Here is a 16,466-nt window from a genome sequence, read left to right on the forward strand (position 1 = left end):
ACGATCAGCCCGATGCCGAGCAGCCGGCGCGGGCCGATGCGGTCGACCAGCCCGCCTACCGGAAACTGGCACAGCGCATAGCTCCAGGAGAATGCCGACAGCAGCAGCCCCATCTGCGCGAGCGATTGCATGCGCAAGCGCCCACCACACGCCGCTGCTGCTCAATCCGGCGCCCGCGCAACCGCTTTTCGATGCGTTGCTGGCGCGGGTCGACTATCTCGTCGTCAACGAAACCGAGGCCGAGTCGCTGACCGGCATCGCCGTGGGCGACGACGCATCGGCCGTGCGCGCCGCCGATGCGCTGTGCGCGAAGGGCGTCGGCAACGTGCTGGTCACGCTTGGCGCGCGCGGCGTGTGCTGGCGCGGCAGCGCAGGGCGCGGCCGCCATCGTGCGATGGCGGTGGCGGCCGTCGATACGACCGCGGCCGGCGACACGTTCGTCGGCGGGTTCGCGGTCGCGCGGGCCGGCGGCGCGTCGATGGACGACGCGATCGGCTTCGGCCAGCGTGCGGCCGCGATCAGCGTCACGCGCCATGGCGCGCAGACGTCGATTCCGACGCGCGACGAAGTCAACCGTATGGATACCTGAATTCCGCATGCGACGGAACGGCCGAACCCGGCCTCTACCAGTGACATGGAGACAATCGACATGAACGACAACCCACCTGTTCCGCACGCGCCGCCCCGGATTCGGCGCGGTCAACGCATCGCGCTCGCGCTGTTGATGGCGAGCGGGATCGTCAACTACCTCGATCGCGGCACGCTGGCCGTCGCGAGTTCGGCGATCCGCGGCGATCTCGGCCTGTCGCTCGCGCAGATGGGGCTGCTGCTGTCGGCATTCTCCTGGAGCTATGCGCTGTGCCAGTTTCCGGTAGGCGGGCTGGTCGACCGCATCGGCCCGCGCCGGCTGCTCGGCATCGGGCTGATCGTCTGGTCGTTCGCGCAGGCGTCGGGCGGCCTCGTGTCCACGTTTGGATGGTTCATCGTCGCGCGCATCGTGCTCGGCATCGGCGAGGCGCCGCAATTCCCGTCGGCCGCACGCGTGGTGAGCAACTGGTTTCCGCTGCGGGCGCGCGGCACGCCGACCGGTATTTTCAATGCCGCGTCGCCGCTCGGTACCGCGCTTGCGCCGCTGCTGCTGTCGGTGCTCGTTGCATCGTTCCACTGGCGCTGGGCGTTCATCGTGACCGGCGCGCTCGGCCTCGTCGTCGCCGTCGTGTGGTTCGCGTTCTATCGCGATCCGGTGCGCGCGCAACTATCTGCCGCCGAGCGCAATTATCTCGATGCCGATGCGCAGAGCGTCGCCGCGGCGCCGAAACTGACCTTCGCCGAATGGCGCAGCCTGTTCTCGCACGGCACGACCTGGGGGATGCTGATCGGCTTCTTCGGCTCCGTGTACCTGAACTGGGTCTACCTGACCTGGCTGCCGGGCTACCTGACGATGGAGCGGCACATGAGCCTGATCCGCACGGGCTTTGCCGCATCGGTGCCGTTCCTGTGCGGATTCGTCGGTTCGCTGGTCGCCGGCTGGCTGTCGGATCTCGTCACGCGGCGCAGCCGGTCGCCGGTCGTGAGCCGGCGCAACGCGGTGGTGGCCGCGATGCTCGGAATGGTCGCGTTCACGATTCCGGCCGCGCTCGTGCAGAGCAATACGGTTGCGCTCGCATGCATTTCGGTGGTGATCTTTCTCGCCAACGCGGCGTCGGCGTGCTCGTGGGCACTCGCGACGGCGGCCGCGCCGCCGAGCCGCATCGCGTCGCTCGGCGCGATCCAGAATTTCGGCGGCTTCATCGGCGGCGCGCTGGCGCCGATCCTGACCGGCATCATCGCGCAGAAGTGGTCGTTCGTGCCCGCGCTGCTCACGGCGGCGGCGATCGCGTTCGCCGGCGCGATGGCCTATCTGCTGCTCGTGCGCAAGCCGATTCCCGAACAGGCCGCGAACGCCGCGCCCGGACCGTTGCCGGCTTGAGCAGGCAGCCTGCACCCGCATTCATTGAAGCAAGGAGAAACCGATGCAACACTCGCAGCAATCGAACGTGACCATCGAGGGGATCGTACCGGTGATGTTGACGCCGTTCGACGACGCCGGCGCGATCGACTACGCCGGGCTCGAGCGGCTCATCGAATGGTATCTGGCACACGGCTCGGACGCGTTGTTCGCGGTTGCGCAATCGAGCGAGATGCAGTTCCTGAGCCTCGCCGAACGCGCGGCACTCGCGCGCTTCGTGGTCGAGCGGGTGGCCGGGCGCGTGCCGGTCGTCGCGTCCGGGCACATCAGCGACGATTTCGACGCTCAGGTTACCGAACTGTGCGCGGCGGCCGAATCGGGCGCGCAGGGCGTCGTGCTCGTGACCAACCGGCTCGATCCGCAACGCAAGGGCAGCGCCGCGTTGCTCGACCACCTCCACCGGCTGCTCGCGCGACTGCCGTCTGATCTCCCGCTCGGCCTGTACGAATGTCCGGCGCCTTACCGGCGGCTTCTGTCGGATGACGAACTGCGCGCGTGCATCGACACGGGCCGGTTCGTGATGCTCAAGGACGTGAGTTGCGATCTCGCGACGGTGAAGCGGCGCGTCGCGCTTGCCGAGGGGTCGCCGCTGAAGATCCTGAACGCGAACGCCGCGATCGCCTGGGACGCGATGAAGGCCGGGTCCGCCGGTTTCAACGGCGTGTTCACGAACTTCCATCCCGATCTCTACCAGTGGCTGCGCACGCACGGCGAGTCGAATCCGGCGCTGGCCGACGAACTGTCGACGTTCCTGGTCGTCTCGGCGGTATCGGAGGCGCTGGGTTACCCGGCGCTCGCGAAGCTCTATCACCAGCGGATCGGCACGTTCGGGTCGATCAAATGCCGTGCGATCGACTACGACGTGCGCGAACGATTCTGGGCGCTCGACGCGGTGCTCGACAAGATCGTCGCCGGCACCGAACATTTCCGCCGGCGGATCGCTGCGTCATGACGTACGACGCGTGCCGCGCCAGTCGCGTGGCACGTGATCGATCGCGTGCCGTGCGTGCGGCCGGCGCGCCCGTTGCCTGCAAGCACGACCCGCTTTGCGCGATGCGCCGCAATCGCGGCGCACTCGTTGCGATTTCCCTCTCGTCGATGGCGGCAACGCCTGCCGCCGCGCTCCTCCTGCCGTCATTCACGACATCATGAACGCGAACCGCCCGCGATCCGCGAGCGCGGCGTCGATGTTCGTCCGACCAACCTGCCGCGCGTTGCATCGACCATGTCCGACGGACTGTCGACATGTCTTGCGCGACGCGAGAAAAGCGCACAAATCTGCGCAATCCCGCGCCCATCCGTTGTAACGGCTCGTAATACCATGCCGCGGAGTGATTTTTACGACGAACCGCTGAAGCCGCATTCGCCCATGCAACACGTAACGACGACAAGCCGGCCGCCGATCCTGGCGGCGCCGGTGGATGCCATGCTGCACGCCGTGATCGACGAAGTCGTCCACCGGAGCGTATCGGAAGCGACGACGCGCGGCGGCTACATGCGCTGCGCCGACTATGCGATCGTCGGCGCGCGGGTGCTGACGCTGCTGACCGGCAAGCCCTATCGGCCGTTCGCGGGCGGCGAAGTGATGGATTTCGGCGGCGGCAACCTGTACGCGCTCTGCACGACGCGCGAGCGGCGCCGCACCGCGCGGCATCTGTCGCAGCTCGCGCGGTATCACTGCTGGATCGAAGCGCGCCATGACGATGCGCTCGGACGCACGCGCAAGGAGATCGTCGACTTCACGCTGCGCCACGACGAGACCGTCGCGAACCAGCTGGGCATGCCGTTCGCCCGTGCTTACCAGGCTTATTTCTGGGGGTGGGAAGATGAGCACGCGGTACCGGCCGAGTTGCACGATCATCCGGTATTCGCGAAGCAGGGGCCCGTGTGGCGCTGGACCGAGCGCGAATGCACGTCGCTGCTGCGTGCGTACGAGCACGAACGGCCCGGCTATTTCGGGCGTCAGGTGTCGCGTGCGATCGATCGGTTCGCCGATCGTGTCGAAGGTCTCGGCTGACCTTTGCCTGCTTCAAGGACAGCCGCGGGCCGGCTATCCGTGATGATGCGTATCCGGCGAGCGCTGGCGCGTCGCCGGGCATGAGCGACAACTCCGGGCCGCGCCTCTCGCGCGACCCGGCCGCTCACTTGCTGGACAGCGTGCCGCTGCTGTTCGCACCCCCGAACAATCGCGTCAGGTACTGCGTGTTGGTGTTCATCCGCGCCATCAACGTGTTGAGTGCGGTGAACTGCGCCTGGTATTGCTTCGTCAGTTGCGCGGCATAGTCGGACAGATCCGACTGCTGCTGCGTGACGCGCTTCAGATCGGCGGTCAGTGCGGTCGTGCGCACGTCGATCATCCCGTTCTTCTTCGTGAACTGCGTGATCTGGTCGGCCAGGCGCGTGCCGATCCCGTTCTCCGGATTGAACAGGCGCGCGACGCCCGACGGGTTCGCAGACAACGCGCTGTCGAGCTTCGCGCTGTCGACGTTCAGCGTGCCGTCCTTCTCGAGCTTGATGCCGATCGACAGCAGGTTCACGTGTCCGTTGCCCTTCTCGGTAGTGGCGCTGCTGTCGATGCCGCGCGCGACGATCGACGCGAGCGAGTTGCGGATCGTGTTCAACGTCGAATCGCCGATCAGCGCGCCTTGCGAGCTGGCTCCGGCCGTGTAGCTCGACAGCGTGCCCATCGTCTTGACCACCGTGTTGTACAGGCTCACGAAATTCGTGATCGTGGCGGCCTGCGACTTCGTGTCGGTGCTGACCGTCAACGTCTGCGTATCGGTCGCGCTGACCGCGGCCGCCGACAGATTCAACGTGATACCGGTCAGCACGCCCGACACCGCGTTGCTCGCGCTGGTCGATGCGATCCCGTTGAGCGTGAACTTCGCATCCTGCGCGGCGGTGCTCTGCCGCCACGCGGCCGCGCCGTTCGCCGAATCGATTTTCGATGCGCCGCCTGACGGGTCGGCCGTCGACGTGACGCCGAGGTTCGACAGGCCGCCGTCGTTGGACACGTTGCCGACCGCGACGCTGATCGCGTTCGCCGCGCCCGTCTTCGACGATGCCAGCACGAGGTGCGCGCCGTCCGTGCCGTTGATGACCGTCGCGCTGATCCCCGGGTTGCCCGCCGCGCCGTTGATCGCCGCCGCGATGCCCGCGAGCGTGTTGTTCGTGCCGCCGACCTCGACCTTGAACGACTGGCTGCCGAGCGACAGCGTCAGCGTGCCGGTACCGAGCGCCTTGCTGCCGTTGAAGCCGGCGGAAGACAGCGCCTGCGCGGTCGCGATCTGCGTGACGCCGACCGTGTAGGTGCCGGCGACCGCGCCCGCGCCGGCCGTCGCGGTCAGGCCCTTGCCGCTCGCGACCGCGTTGAATGTCGACTGCAACGCGCCGTTCTTCAGCGACGTCAGGCCCGCCTCGAGCGCGCCGAGTGCGGACGACAGCGCGCCGAATGCGGAAATCCGCGTGTTACCGGTCGTTTGCGATGCGGCAAGCGCCGCGGCCCGGCCGGCCGTTTTCGCGTTCACGAGCGTCTTGACGAGCGAGCCGACATCCATCGCCGGATTGCCGGTCGAGCCGTTGATGATCGATTGTGCCGCCTGTTGCATCAGGCTGTTCGCGTTCGCGCCGCTGTTGACGGGCGTGGTCGTTGGCATGGGTGAGCTCCGGTTGAAGGCGATCCAGTGGCGAACGGCGATGGAGCCGGCCGGCGGCGATCCGGATGGGTCCGTGGCGATCCGCGTGCGTGTCGTTTCTCGCGCTTCTTGCCCGACACCCGCCACGGATCGTGGAAGTGTCGGGAAAACGTAAGAATGATTGGGTGGGCTATCGTATTATTAAATCGGTATTGGTTGGTAATTTTTTGTAATTATTCTTGTGAAAAATGTGGGAGAAGAACGATGGGTGCGGAGCCGGTTTCTAAAAGAAGTCGGCTATTCCGAGGGTAGAAAATCGTAGCCGGCCCGAAGCGGACATGAAACCTTGGATTGTCTACGGGCGGGCAGGCTCAAAAGATTGAGAGCGTTTATTGGCAGTGCGCCTTGTGAACGTTGCCGAGGCATTGCACGCCCATGCTCGGGAAGTATTGGGTAGCGAAGCTGCGGACCGCGCCTTCGTCACGGATCTTGACCTGCAAGGCGTCAAAAAATGACGATTATTGTCCGCTCTACACTGCACCGAGTCCCTGTCGACGGTCAGTCTCCACCATGCCCGCCACCGCCCTGCAATTCGCGCTGCTCGCCAAGCATCAGGAAATCGCGTGCCTGCGCCAGCTGGCCGAGCAGATCGAATTGGTCGACCTGCTCGGCCGCCTGATCCATGCGCTGCAGCGCGAGCGCGGCGCCACCAGCATCTATCTGGCGTCGAGCGGCAAGCGCTTCGTCGCCGAACGCGCGGCTTCGCGCGGCGAATCGGTGCCGCTCGTCGCGCAGTTGCGCGAGCGCCTGGACCTGGAACTGACGCCCGCGCGCGGTTCGACGTCGCGTCTGCTGTCGCTGATCGCCTGGGTGCTGCTCGACCTGGAATCGCTGGATGTGCTGCGCGAACAGATCGACCATCTTGCACTGTCGGCGCCGGATTCCGTCCAGGCGTTCAGTACCGTGATCGGCGGCCTCGTGGAGCTGATTTTCCAGTTTGCCGACAGCGCGGCGGACCCGTCGGTATCGCGCATGCTGATTGCCCTCGTCCATGTCGTCGAGGGCAAGGAGGAAGCGGGACAGGAACGTGCCGTCGGCGCGCACATGTTCGCGGCGGGCACGTTTTCGGCGGACCAGCAGCAGCGCCTGCTGTATCTGATAGCCGCGCAGGAGCGCAGTCTCGAAGTCTTCGCGAGCTTCGCAAGCACGGCGCAAAGCGCATGGTGGGAAACCCGCATGACGGAGCCGCACATGGCGGCGCTCGAGAAGCTGCGCCGCGTACTGTGCACGGCGCACGCCGGCGATGCGCTCGACGCCGTCCTGAGCGAAGCATGGTTCGACGCCGCGAGCGCCCGCATCGATGATCTCTGGCATCTTCAGATTGCGCTGACGCTGCAGGTGCAGGAAACGTGCAACGCGCGAATCGAAGACGCGCACCGAACGCTGCACGACTCCGAGCGCCTGATGGCGCAGTTGCGGAACAATCCGCCCCCGCATACCCAGGCGCTCGCCCAGTTCTTCGCCGGCGATCCGTTGTCGGCGCGCGCGGCGGTTCACGAACTGCCGGAACGCCTCTCCGGCTCCGACGTGGGGACGCTCGCCAGTCTGAAATCCCTGCTGGAGTCGCAATCCGCGCGACTGGCCGGCGCGGAGGTCGAGCTCGACGCGGCGCGTCGCGCGCTCTACGAACGAAAGCTCGTGCAGCGCGCGAAAAATACGCTGATGACGCGCTTCAGCCTTCGGGAGGACGAAGCGTATCGGATGCTGCAGAAAGCGTCGATGGACGGCAATCGGCCGCTTGCCGATATTGCGGAAGACGCGCTGACGTCGCCCGAGCGATTCGTCGACGAGCACGCGCAGACTTCCGCGCGACGTCGTACGCAGCGAAGCGCGCCGGACACACCGCACGACGACGGCACGACCTGACCGGAACGCACCGCGCTTCACGCACCGCGGCTGCGCCCGAAGCGCATGCGCGAGGTGCAGTTTGCACCGCGCGAGTGCGATTCGCTGCGATCGGCCGCGGCTTTCTCCCCCGGCATTTCGCGTCCGGCCAGCCTGCATCGCGATATCCCCGTCACTGGTATGAGAATTGCGAACATCTCGCTCGTCGGGCTAATGGCGGCCTGACGATCACGCCATGTCGAACCGTGGCGACCGATCACGTGGATAACAGCGTCCGCGCCAGGCACTCGCATGTCGAGCGAGTGCCTGGCGCGTTTTTTTTGCCCGTCCAACTTTACGAGCGCACACCATGGCCTACCTCACGCCCAACGAGTTCGTCACCAGAATGGTCGATGCTGGTGAATCGAAGCTGTCGATGTCGACCCGCGATACGCTGATTCGCGCGTACATGGCGGGCGCGATCCTCGCGCTCGCCGCCGCCTTCGCGGTCAGCATCACGATCAACACCGGAAACGCACTAGCCGGTTCGCTGCTGTTTCCGGTGGGATTCTGCATGCTGTACCTGCTCGGCTTCGACCTGCTCACCGGCGTCTTCACGCTCGCGCCGCTCGCGGTGATCGATCGCCGGCCCGGCGCGACCTGGGGTGGCGTGTTCCGCAACTGGACGCTGGTGTTCTTCGGCAATTTCGCGGGCGCGCTGACGGTTGCGCTGTTCATGGCGATCATCTTCACATTCGGCTTTTCGGAAGCGCCGAACGCAATCGGACAGAAGATCGGCGGCATCGGCGAAGCACGCACGCTCGGTTATGCGGCGCACGGCGCCGCCGGCATGCTCACGCTGTTCGTGCGCGGCGTGATGTGCAACTGGATGGTGTCGACCGGCGTGGTCGCCGCGATGATGTCGACGTCCGTACCGGGCAAGGTGATCGCGATGTGGATGCCGATCCTCGTGTTCTTCTACATGGGCTTCGAGCACTCGGTCGTGAACATGTTCCTGTTCCCGTCCGGCCTGATGCTCGGCGCCCACTTCACGGTCGTCGACTATCTGCTGTGGAACGAGATCCCGACGGTACTCGGCAACCTGGTCGGCGGGCTGGTGTTCGTCGGCGCGGCGCTGTACAGCACGCACTACAAGACCGCACCGAAACGCGCGTCCGCTTCGCCGGTGGGTGTCGTCGCGCGCAAGGCCTGATCGCGCTGCGCAAGCCGCAACCGACTGCCGTCGACGCGCTGAAACGCGCACCGGGGGCGCGCGACCGTCACGTCGGCGGATGCGTCGGGGCTGATCTACGACGCGATCACGGTCACGTCGACGCGCGTTGCCGCGCGCAGGGCCGACCGGGCGCACGCATGATCGAAAACGACTTCGCACAGTCCCCGCCGGCATTGCCGGCAGGGATGAGCGATGCAGCATCACATCGCATCACGGGCCAGCGCTGCAACCTCCGCGGCACTCAATGCACCTGCGTACACGCGGAAGCCCTGGATGCGGCCGTTGAAAGATGGATGCGCCCAATTGCGGCCAAGGAAAATGACCTGGTCGCCAACCTGGCGCGGCGACAGCAGGATTTCGTCGGATTTCGCAGCCTCGGTGCCGTCGACGTACAGGCGGCAGGTATTGCCCTGCAGCGTGACCGCGAGATGGACCCAGCGTCGAATCGGCAGGGCCCACGGCGCCGCCACTACCTGTGAATCCTTGAATGTCGCGCCAAAGATCGAGAAGCACAGCGTGCCTGAGCCGGTCTGGGGTGCGATGCACATGGCTGCGTTCGCGTCGAGCCCTGCATAGAACACGCAGCTGTCCCAGTGCAACCCGTTCGCGTAGACCCACAAGGAAAGGCTGAAGTCGTCGAGGTCGCCGAACACGCCCGACGGCAGCTGCAGGCCGGCCTTCAGACCGTCGAACACGATGGCCTTGTCGTTGCGGCGCCCGTCGCCCCAGGTCGCGCCGTCCAGCAGCTTGCCCTCGATAAAGGTCATGGTGCCAGTGGCGGTCCGCAGCGCGCCGTGCGTGCCGGTGCCGTTCGGGTCGTTCAGCGGCAGGGACAGGCGGACCTCGCCGGGAACGGCGATACGAGCCACATTGGAGCCGGCTCCCGGCGCGCCGGCGCCCTGCGCCGTGATCTGGTAGAACCAGACGCCGTTGGACGGTATATCGCTGTAGGTAAGGACCTCGCTCGCCGAAACCGTGCCCAGCAGGTTGAAGGGGCCGCTGGCCCGGCTTGCGCGCTTGATCTCGTACGAGGTCGCGCCGACGCTGCCCCACCACGACAGCACGACGCGATTGCCGCGCAGGTAGGCCGTGAGGCCAGACGGCGGCTTCATGGAGCCGGCATAGTCCGGGCGGCGATGGATCAGCGTCGGCCACCAGACGTCGTCGCTGCTGCCCCCGTACTTCGGCTCGCACAACTTCACCATGCGCGCGACGTTCGGCGCCGCCAGCCCCAGGCGGTTGACGTAGTGGTTGTAGATGGGCTCCCAGCAGTTGCGGCCCATCTGACCGTAGTTCACTTGCGTCCAGAACGACGGGTGGGGCTGGGACGGATTGTTCTCGCGCACATAGGGCATCGGGTAGTTCTTGCCGTTCTCGTCGAGCAGGTTCGAGCGCGCCACATACTCTGCCGCTGCGAGGAAGCGGTTGTTGTACAGCCCGTAGAGATCGTCGCCCTGGTTCCAGGCGATCTCCAGCAGGTCACCGCCCAGCGACATGCCCAGCGTGGAGTGGCCCTGGTCGCGGCCGCTTTCCTCCCACTGCCCGAAATGGCCCGGGTGCATGAAGTACACGCCGTGCCCGATGGCGCCATTGCCGAAGTTCCGGAGCGTGCCGCGGTTGTTGCCCGCATAGCAGTCGCAGGCCAGCCGGTACAGGTCGGGCTTGTCGCAGAACACGCCGATGGCCATGGCGCCCACCATCGAGGCCATGTCCCAGTTGGCATGGGACCCGATGCGCCCGTCGCTGAGGAACCACGACGATACCGGGGCGAAGACGTTGAGCAGCATGTCCTGGAATCGCTTCAGGTTCGCCGGGGCCCAGCCTGGGTAGGTGCGCAGGACTTCGCCGATCTGCGCCCACTGATGGCCTTGTATGCCGGCCAGGATGATGAAGGTGTGGTCGTCATGGGCGGTCGAGCCGGGAGGCACCGTTCCAACCACCTTCAGCGTGTTCGCCCAGGCGTCCAGGAACTCCACGGCCTTGTCGGCATAGCGGTTGTCCTGCGGGTCGGACAGCTTCCATCGCAGGACCAGGGTCCACGCGCGCCAGATGTCGACGTACATGTCCCGCGAGCTGCCATCGGCCCGGTAGACGCCCGCCAGCGGGAAAGGTCGGGCGTCGAGGGAAGCGAAGCGCTCGGCGCACAGCGTGCTCCACCAGTGCGCCCATGGCTCCTGGCCGGCCTTGATGTAGCCGCGGATGCGGGCGAAGTCGTCTTCGGTGACCAGCAGTCCCGGGTGACGGAAGACACCACTCGCCGAAGCCGGCGTGCGCGCCGGACCTGCAAGCGCGGCCCGTGCCGCTTGGGCTCCCAGTCCCGGCAGCAGCGGCAGCATAGGGAATAGCCCCAGGCCCAACGACAACGCTCGACGCGCGGGATTCGGCAACTCCTCGAGGATGGCACGCTCCACGAACCGTTTCGACATCTTTATTTCCTCTGTCGTCTTGTTGAACTGCGCGACAGTATGGATTACGCGACAGTGGGTCAGTGTGACAAAGCACATCCGGAAGTTGCGCGCGCGATCGACGGCCGCCTGTTCAAACGCGAGGGTTGTACATCGCGTGACTGCGACAGCCGGCGCTGCGGGGAATTGATGCGATCTTCGCGATACCACGCGCGGCGACGATTTTATTTCCCGGTACGGCATGGAACAGTTTTCTTTGCTCAAAAGGCCGTGGCACAAGTTTGTTTGCGTCGGTTCAAATTTTGTTTGCGATGAACCACGGCCGTCGGAATGACGGGTCGCGCTTTCCTGATTGTCCACTCAATCGAGACAGCGAATCATGTTTTGAGGGATTGATGATTCTTGGCGGGACAGTAGACTGCACCCGTGCTTTGCCAGAACCGATCCGGCGTGCGCCGTCAGTCGCGGCGTCACCTGGCGGATTCTTCGGCGGCGGGCCATGTGGCTTGCCGTCCGATCGTGCGAAGAGTGGTCCGTTGCCGGCTTCGCGCGCCGATTCGGCGCGCAGCGGCACCGGCTGCATCAAACCGTCAATTCAAGGGTGATTTGCCATGCGTTACGTTTCGCTGGAGTCGAAGAAGGACGAGCTGCTGCTGGCGGCTCGCGTGCTGATGATGATCCTGTTCGTGCTGTTCGGCTGGCAGAAGCTGAACGGTTTTTCGGGCACGGTCGCGTATATGGCGTCGACGGGGAACCCGGCGCCCGAGCTCGCGGCCGTGATCGCGGTGGCGGTCGAACTGGTCGGCGGCGTGCTGATCGCTATCGGCTTCTATACGCGTCCGCTCGCACTGCTGTTCGCCGCCTATACGCTCGCGACCGCGCTGATCGGCCATCGCTACTGGGCGTTGCAGGGGATGGAGCAGTACATGGCGATGATCAACTTCTACAAGAACGTGAGCATCATCGGTGGACTGCTGTTGCTCGCATTGACCGGGCCGGGGCGGTATTCGGTTGATCGGAAGTAACGCGGGACGGCGTTTCCGTTCGGTATCGGGAGCCCGGTGCGCGCAAGCGTGCCGGGTTTCGCTTTTTACGGGCGACGGAGCGATCGGCGCGCGGGCCGACTACCGAGCCGGTGTCGTGCCGAAGCACGGCGCTCAGCGCATGCGCTCGCGGTCGGAATCCGCGTCGAGGGTCACGCATTGCTCGACGCCGGCGGCCAGCGCGAAATCGACGAAGAACGGAGTCGATCATCTTCGCGACCGGAGGCGAGCCAGTAGACCGAAGCGTTGCGCGGTGATCGCTCATGCTATCCAATAGGCCCGATAATCCATTCGTTTCCGTGATTGATCGCCGCCCATGCCAAACCCATCCCAGTCGACCGTACGCAAAACTGTCCTCCTCATCGGCGCCTCCGGCCTGCTCGGCCGTGCGGTTGCCGCCTGCCTGGCTCGCGAATCGTCGTTGACGCTGCTCGCCACCATACGGAACCCGCAAAGCGCCGGTGCAAAACTGCTCGCGTTGCCGCCGGAAAACATCGCCGAGCTGGACGTGCTCGACCAGCCGTCCCTCGAGCGCATTTTTGAAACCCACCGACCGGCAGCGGTGATTCTCTGCGCCGCCGAACGCCGCCCCGACGTCTGCGAACGCGACCCGGCCGCGGCTCGCGCGATCAACGTCACCGCGCCCGCCCGCATCGGCGCACTCGCCACGCGATACGGCGCATGGACGCTCGGCATTTCGACCGACTACGTCTTCGACGGCAAGGCGGCGCCCTACCGCGAAGACGCGACCCCGAACCCGCTGAACATCTACGGCCGCACCAAGCTCGAAGGCGAGGCCGCGCTGCTTGCCGCGTCGCCGCTGTCGTGCGTGCTGCGCCTGCCGTTGCTGTTCGGCCCGATCGCCGACTGGAGCGAATCGGCCGTCACGAGCCTCGTGCCGGCCGTCGTCGCGTCTTCGCGGCCGGGCGCCGACGCGGTCGGCATGGACGCATGGGCGATCCGTTACCCGACTTACACGCCCGACGTCGCGCAGGTCATCCGCGACCTGACGCTGCGCCATCTTGCGGGCGAATCCGCCACGGGCATTCGCCATTGGTCGGGCGAGGAGCCGATGACGAAGTACGACATCGCGCAGCGAATTGCCACCGCGCTCGGCATCGACGCGTCGCTCACGCCGATCACGCAGCCGACCGACGCGACACCGCGCCCGTACGACTGCCATCTCGATGCCGCACGCATGCGCGCGCTCGGGATCGATTACGCGACGCCGTTCGATACGGCGCTGCGGACCGTGCTGCGCGACGCGCCGCGGGCGCTGTAGGAGCGATACCGGCCACGGCTCGCGGCACCCGCCGATATCAACGAGCCGATTCGCTGAGGTTCGTGCCGCCGTTCACCGCCTACCTGGCAGCCGGGCGATCTTCCGCCCGGTATTCATTTGACCAACGAAGCATCCGCCCCCCGACGATGGCGCCGCGCGACGCCGATGCAGACGCAGGTGCCGCACAGCACGGCGCGATCGATGCGGCCACGCGCAGGCATTGCGAGCCGCCAATCCTCAGACATGCGTCGCGGGGTCGCGCGGCCTCGTGGTCGAATTCAAAATTTGTCTAGTCATCCTTGAGATTCGGCCGCTCGAATTGCACCAAACGTGTGCCGGAATTCCCCGTGACGATGCACGCCAGACCCTTGAAATTAGGGGATTTCCCGCGTTTCCGCGGTTTTTATTGATCACCGCTTGTCTCGCTGTTTTTCTTCTTGCATGCTTGTATAGACAAATTCCTGAGGCGGCTTGCTGCACCGAAGGGATGGCGAACTTCAACGCAAGGAGAACTCTCGTGAACGGCAAGCGCATCAAGTGGGCAATCAGGACGGTCGGCGTCATCGCGGCTGCGGCGGCGACGCTCGCGGCGCCGGTACAGGCAAAGGAATGGAAGACGGTGACGGTCGCGCTCGAAGGCGGCTACGCGCCGTGGAACCTCACGCTGCCGGGCGGCAAGCTGGGCGGTTTCGAACCGGAGCTGCTCGCCAACGTGTGCGAGCGCATCAAGGTGCAGTGCAACATGGTCGCGCAGGACTGGGACGGGATGATTCCGGGCCTGCAGGCCGGCAAGTTCGATGTCCTGATGGATGCCATTTCGATCACGCCGGAGCGCGAAAAGATCCTGCTGTTCTCGCGTCCGTATGCGGCGACGCCGGCGACGTTCGCCGTCACCGATACGAAGATCCTGCCGAAGGCCGCGCCCGGCGCACCGATCGTCAAGCTCACAGGCGACGCCAACGCGGACAAGCCTACCGTCGACACGCTGCGCAAGCAGCTGAAGGGCAAGACGATCGGTATCCAGTCGGGCACCGTCTACACGAAATTCATCAACGACAGCTTCAAGGACATCGCGTCGATTCGCGTGTACAAGACGTCGCCCGAACGCGATCTCGATCTGGTCGCCGGGCGCATCGATGCATCGTTCGACGACGTCACGTACTACGCGGCGAACAACGCGAAAAAGGACAACGCGTCGATCGTGCTCGCGGGGCCGAAGCTCGGTGGCCCGATCTGGGGGCCCGGCGAAGGGCTGGCGTTCCGCAAGCAGGATGCCGACCTGAAGACGAAGTTCGATACGGCGATCGCCGCGGCGCTCGCGGACGGCACCGTGAAGAAGCTTGCCGACAAGTGGTTCAAGACCGACGTCACGCCGTAAGCGCTGCGCGTTCGGCCGCCGCCGCGTAAGTTCATCGAACGACGCGCGATGCGGCGGCACGCATCCAGCGGATTCACTCAACGCATGCAGGGAGGCACGCATGGCGATTCTTGAAATGCTCGGCTTCGGTACCGAAGGCTGGGGCGGTGTGCTGCTGCTCGCCGCATTGATGACGGTCGCGCTGACGCTCGCCGCGCTCGCGGTCGGCGCCGTGATCGGCGCGGCGATCGCGGCCGCGAAGCTGTCGCGCTACCGCACCCTCCGCCTGCTCGGCGATCTGTATACGACGGTATTTCGCGGCGTGCCCGAACTGCTCGTCATCTATCTGTTCTACTTCGGCGGCTCGACGCTCGTGACGGCCGTCGGCCAGTGGTTCGGCGCGGAAGGCTTCATCGGCGTACCGCCGTTCGTGATCGGTGCGCTCGCGGTCGGGATGATCTCGGGCGCCTATCAGGCCGAGGTCTATCGCGCGGCGGTGCTCGCCGTGTCGAAAGGCGAGCTCGAAGCGGCGCGCTCGATCGGCATGCCGCGCAGCATGGTGCTGCGGCGCATCCTGGTGCCGCAGGTGCTGCGCTTCGCGTTGCCCGGTATCGGCAACGTGTGGCAACTGAGCCTGAAGGATTCCGCACTGATCTCGGTCACCGGTCTTGCCGAGTTGCTGCGCACGAGCCAGATCGCAGCCAACTCGACTCACCAGTACTTCGTGTTCTTCGTCGCGGGCGGTGCGTTGTATCTGCTGATGACGGGCTTGTCGAACCGTGTGTTCAACCGGGCCGAGGCGATCGTCGGCCGGTCGTTCCGCCGCAATTTCGCGCGCAACTGACGGAGTACGGGCATGTCCATCGATTTCGCTTTTCTCCTCGATACGCTGCGCCAACTGCTCGCGGCCGTGCCGACCACGCTCGGCCTGTTCTTCGCATCGCTCGTGCTCGGCGGCCTGCTGTCGCTCGTGATCGTCACGATGCGCGTGTCGCCGCGCTGGCTGCCGAACCGCTTCGCACGGGCTTACATCCTCGTGTTTCGCGGCTCGCCGCTGCTGATCCAGATGTTCCTCGTGTATTACGGGCTCGGCCAGTTCGGCGTGATCCGCGAAAGCTTCATGTGGCCGCTGCTGCGCGAGCCGTATGTCTGCGCGGTGCTGTCGCTTGCGCTGTGCACGGCCGGCTACACGGCCGAGATCCTGCGCGGCGGGCTGATGGCCGTACCGGTCGGGCAGATCGAGGCCGGGTATTCCATCGGCCTGTCGGGCTTCTCGTTGCTGCGGCGCGTGATCGGCCCGATCGCGTTGCGCCAGTGTCTGCCCGCGTATTCGACCGAAGCCGTGCTGCTCGTCAAGTCGACCGCGCTGGCGAGCCTCGTCACGGTGTGGGAAGTGACGGGCGTCGCGCAGCAGATCATTCAGCAAACCTACCGGACGACCGAAGTGTTCGTCTGCGCGGCCATCATCTATCTGGGCCTGAACTTCATCGTCGTGCGCGTGCTCGGCGCGCTCGAATGGCGGCTCTCGGGGCACCTGCGTGCGCCGAAGCCGTCCGGCGCGCCCGCCGCGGCGGCCCGCAATGCCCAGCGCGTCGCGTCCTGAGCGCGCCATTCTTTC

Annotated in this window: 12 protein-coding genes and 2 pseudogenes; 11 read left to right on the forward strand and 3 right to left on the reverse strand. The window is 65.8% G+C overall.

The window, feature by feature from the left end; translation table 11 throughout:
• Positions 1-137: pseudogene (locus H3O04_RS00745) on the reverse strand (MFS transporter); the annotation flags it as partial.
• Between H3O04_RS00745 and H3O04_RS00750 the strand changes: the two are divergent.
• From H3O04_RS00750 to H3O04_RS00765, 4 genes and pseudogenes are all read left to right on the forward strand, one after another.
• Positions 116-589 (forward strand): annotated as a pseudogene (locus H3O04_RS00750) (PfkB family carbohydrate kinase); the annotation flags it as partial. The pseudogenes H3O04_RS00745 and H3O04_RS00750 overlap by 22 nt on opposite strands.
• Positions 590-649: 60 nt before the next feature.
• Positions 650-1,969: an MFS transporter gene (locus H3O04_RS00755; protein WP_034175427.1), complete on the forward strand. Its 1,320-nt coding sequence runs from the start codon at positions 650-652 to the stop codon at positions 1,967-1,969.
• 43 nt (positions 1,970-2,012) lie between these two features.
• Positions 2,013-2,960 carry a dihydrodipicolinate synthase family protein gene (locus H3O04_RS00760; RefSeq protein WP_023476414.1) on the forward strand — a complete coding sequence of 316 codons (948 nt, stop codon included), beginning with the start codon at positions 2,013-2,015 and terminating at the stop codon, positions 2,958-2,960.
• Positions 2,961-3,377: 417 nt separating this feature from the next.
• Positions 3,378-4,025, forward strand: coding sequence for a hypothetical protein (locus H3O04_RS00765; protein WP_006481056.1), 648 nt, complete (start codon positions 3,378-3,380; stop codon positions 4,023-4,025).
• A gap of 124 nt (positions 4,026-4,149) precedes the next feature.
• On the opposite strand, the gene fliD is transcribed toward H3O04_RS00765, so the two are convergent.
• Positions 4,150-5,664 carry a flagellar filament capping protein FliD gene (gene fliD / locus H3O04_RS00770; RefSeq protein WP_202586885.1) on the reverse strand — a complete coding sequence of 505 codons (1,515 nt, stop codon included), beginning with the start codon at positions 5,662-5,664 and terminating at the stop codon, positions 4,150-4,152.
• 414 nt (positions 5,665-6,078) lie between these two features.
• Here fliD and H3O04_RS00775 point away from each other — a divergent pair, with 414 nt between their 5' ends.
• Both H3O04_RS00775 and H3O04_RS00780 read left to right on the forward strand, forming a co-directional pair.
• On the forward strand, positions 6,079-7,569 hold the full coding sequence (locus H3O04_RS00775) for a nitrate- and nitrite sensing domain-containing protein (RefSeq protein WP_237666120.1): 1,491 nt from the start codon (positions 6,079-6,081) through the stop codon (positions 7,567-7,569).
• A gap of 328 nt (positions 7,570-7,897) precedes the next feature.
• The gene (locus tag H3O04_RS00780; RefSeq protein WP_027808142.1) at positions 7,898-8,740 is read left to right on the forward strand and encodes a formate/nitrite transporter family protein; all 843 of its coding nucleotides are present in this window, start codon (positions 7,898-7,900) and stop codon (positions 8,738-8,740) included.
• 221 nt (positions 8,741-8,961) lie between these two features.
• On the opposite strand, the gene H3O04_RS00785 is transcribed toward H3O04_RS00780, so the two are convergent.
• A complete protein-coding gene (locus H3O04_RS00785; RefSeq protein ID WP_202586886.1) occupies positions 8,962-11,187 on the reverse strand; it encodes a LamG-like jellyroll fold domain-containing protein in 2,226 nt (741 codons plus the stop codon).
• A gap of 590 nt (positions 11,188-11,777) precedes the next feature.
• Here H3O04_RS00785 and H3O04_RS00790 point away from each other — a divergent pair.
• The 5 genes from H3O04_RS00790 to H3O04_RS00810 all read left to right on the forward strand — a co-directional run bounded on the left by H3O04_RS00790 (position 11,778) and on the right by H3O04_RS00810 (position 16,451).
• Entirely contained in the window at positions 11,778-12,191 is a 414-nt protein-coding gene (locus H3O04_RS00790; protein ID WP_006481060.1) for a DoxX family protein, read from the forward strand.
• Between the two features lie 334 nt (positions 12,192-12,525).
• Positions 12,526-13,491 carry a dTDP-4-dehydrorhamnose reductase family protein gene (locus H3O04_RS00795; protein ID WP_202586887.1) on the forward strand — a complete coding sequence of 322 codons (966 nt, stop codon included), beginning with the start codon at positions 12,526-12,528 and terminating at the stop codon, positions 13,489-13,491.
• Between the two features lie 517 nt (positions 13,492-14,008).
• Complete coding sequence (locus tag H3O04_RS00800) at positions 14,009-14,869, forward strand: transporter substrate-binding domain-containing protein (RefSeq protein ID WP_034175430.1); 861 nt, start codon at positions 14,009-14,011, stop codon at positions 14,867-14,869.
• A 100-nt stretch (positions 14,870-14,969) separates the two neighbouring features.
• Complete coding sequence (locus tag H3O04_RS00805; RefSeq protein ID WP_006481063.1) at positions 14,970-15,692, forward strand: ABC transporter permease; 723 nt, start codon at positions 14,970-14,972, stop codon at positions 15,690-15,692.
• A gap of 12 nt (positions 15,693-15,704) precedes the next feature.
• Positions 15,705-16,451 carry an ABC transporter permease gene (locus H3O04_RS00810; RefSeq protein WP_202586888.1) on the forward strand — a complete coding sequence of 249 codons (747 nt, stop codon included), beginning with the start codon at positions 15,705-15,707 and terminating at the stop codon, positions 16,449-16,451.
• The last annotated feature ends 15 nt before the right edge of the window (positions 16,452-16,466 follow it).

This window comes from Burkholderia sp. KCJ3K979 (assembly GCF_016759955.1).
Lineage (GTDB): Bacteria > Pseudomonadota > Gammaproteobacteria > Burkholderiales > Burkholderiaceae > Burkholderia > Burkholderia orbicola.

Coding starts and splice junctions, on each gene's coding strand:
- H3O04_RS00795 (WP_202586887.1), top strand. CDS start 12,526: ATGCCAAACCCATCCCAGTCGACCGTACGCAAAACTGTCCTCCTCATC.
- fliD (WP_202586885.1), bottom strand. CDS start 5,664: ATGCCAACGACCACGCCCGTCAACAGCGGCGCGAACGCGAACAGCCTG.
- H3O04_RS00785 (WP_202586886.1), bottom strand. CDS start 11,187: ATGTCGAAACGGTTCGTGGAGCGTGCCATCCTCGAGGAGTTGCCGAAT.
- H3O04_RS00775 (WP_237666120.1), top strand. CDS start 6,079: ATGCTCGGGAAGTATTGGGTAGCGAAGCTGCGGACCGCGCCTTCGTCA.
- H3O04_RS00765 (WP_006481056.1), top strand. CDS start 3,378: ATGCAACACGTAACGACGACAAGCCGGCCGCCGATCCTGGCGGCGCCG.
- H3O04_RS00755 (WP_034175427.1), top strand. CDS start 650: ATGAACGACAACCCACCTGTTCCGCACGCGCCGCCCCGGATTCGGCGC.
- H3O04_RS00805 (WP_006481063.1), top strand. CDS start 14,970: ATGGCGATTCTTGAAATGCTCGGCTTCGGTACCGAAGGCTGGGGCGGT.
- H3O04_RS00790 (WP_006481060.1), top strand. CDS start 11,778: ATGCGTTACGTTTCGCTGGAGTCGAAGAAGGACGAGCTGCTGCTGGCG.
- H3O04_RS00760 (WP_023476414.1), top strand. CDS start 2,013: ATGCAACACTCGCAGCAATCGAACGTGACCATCGAGGGGATCGTACCG.
- H3O04_RS00780 (WP_027808142.1), top strand. CDS start 7,898: ATGGCCTACCTCACGCCCAACGAGTTCGTCACCAGAATGGTCGATGCT.
- H3O04_RS00810 (WP_202586888.1), top strand. CDS start 15,705: ATGTCCATCGATTTCGCTTTTCTCCTCGATACGCTGCGCCAACTGCTC.